This is a genomic window from Carboxylicivirga mesophila (assembly GCF_018271975.1).
Lineage (GTDB): Bacteria > Bacteroidota > Bacteroidia > Bacteroidales > Marinilabiliaceae > Carboxylicivirga > Carboxylicivirga mesophila.
Map to the genome: position 1 here is coordinate 1 of NZ_JAGUCN010000067.1, position 1257 is coordinate 1257.

The window sequence follows — 1257 nt, forward strand, 5'->3', positions numbered from 1 at the left end:
CACTACGCCTAACAACATGCATAATGCATGGCCATCGATGGGGATGACCGCAAAAAAATAAAGATGGCCACAGCATCATGCACTTGTACGTTGGGGCACATTCACCCTATACTCCAGAAAGACATTGATTTCGGAAGCGAACGGTAAAGTTAAAAAGTACTATAGAACAATGAATTATGAACTTTAAATTTTACCGTTAGTTAGGATTTTGACGCGACAACACAACATATTTGAAAAAAAATGCATGAGTAAATGATTAAGAAAACGATAAATTTTCTGATTCTTATATTTTGGACAATAGCTTCAATTGTTTGGATAATTTCAATGTTTACAGACCTTGTAATTACCAAAGAAATAATTAGAAATATAAGTGCTGTATTAACGATTGCTGGCATAATCTATGGACTATTGCACTTTATGCCTTTTAAAAAACCTAAGAATTTTGTTGGTATAGTGACAGTATCTGCTGTATTGATAACAGGAATTACAACAGAAATATTTAATTGGAATGGAGATTGGAAAACACAAACAATACTTTATGAAAACGGACAGTTTGAGTTTAAAACAATTGAATTCCAAATGCAAGATAAAGGCGCCCTGGGTTATAATCGAAGAATTGTTGAAGTAACAAAATTGACAAGTTTCTTAAGTATAATTGAACCCGTTGACACTTCAAGCACTGAATTGCCTTGGATTAAGGTAGATAAGGAAATCAATGAGTTAGGACTGAAATATTAAAAAAAACGTGCCCCAACAATGGCTCATAAAGCATAAGGGCGCCAGTGAGTTTTACTGGGCCTCTGCGAAGTCGTACTCCGCCAAAGGCTGATTTGGCTTTAAAAAGAAAGTTAAATCAAAATAATCGCTTTGGCTACTCAGCTTTTGCAGGGATGTCGGGTATCATTCCCTTACGCTTCATAGCCGGGCCGTTAGCGGCAAGCAAAAAAACACCATACTACACAATTAAAATAAAACGAGTTAGATTGACGTTCATAATAATTGAGAAAATTAAATAAATCAGCAATTTAAATACTAAGGAATATGAAAACTAAAGCTCTAAAGACATTATTAAAGTATTGGCAAGAAATTATATTTATAGTTTCAATTGGATTATTACTATTTGAAGTCACAAGATATAACCTGATTCAAAATTCAATTGATGGATGGGATATAGCTCTTCTTTCTTTTATTCTGCCATTATTTGTTTGTCTTATAGGCCAATTCTACTGGAATAATAAAACTTTATCCATCATTTTA

2 protein-coding genes are annotated in these 1257 nt (G+C 33.3%); both read left to right on the plus strand.

Translation table 11 applies throughout. From position 1 onward, the window contains the following. Positions 1 to 252 precede the first annotated feature (252 nt). A complete protein-coding gene (locus KEM09_RS21800; RefSeq protein ID WP_212232069.1) occupies positions 253 to 738 on the plus strand; it encodes a hypothetical protein in 486 nt (161 codons plus the stop codon). A 303-nt stretch (positions 739 to 1041) separates the two neighbouring features. Next, positions 1042 to 1257: hypothetical protein (locus tag KEM09_RS21805; protein ID WP_212232071.1), on the plus strand; the 216-nt coding region annotated here is incomplete at its 3' end.

Coding starts and splice junctions, on each gene's coding strand:
- KEM09_RS21800 (WP_212232069.1), top strand. CDS start 253: ATGATTAAGAAAACGATAAATTTTCTGATTCTTATATTTTGGACAATA.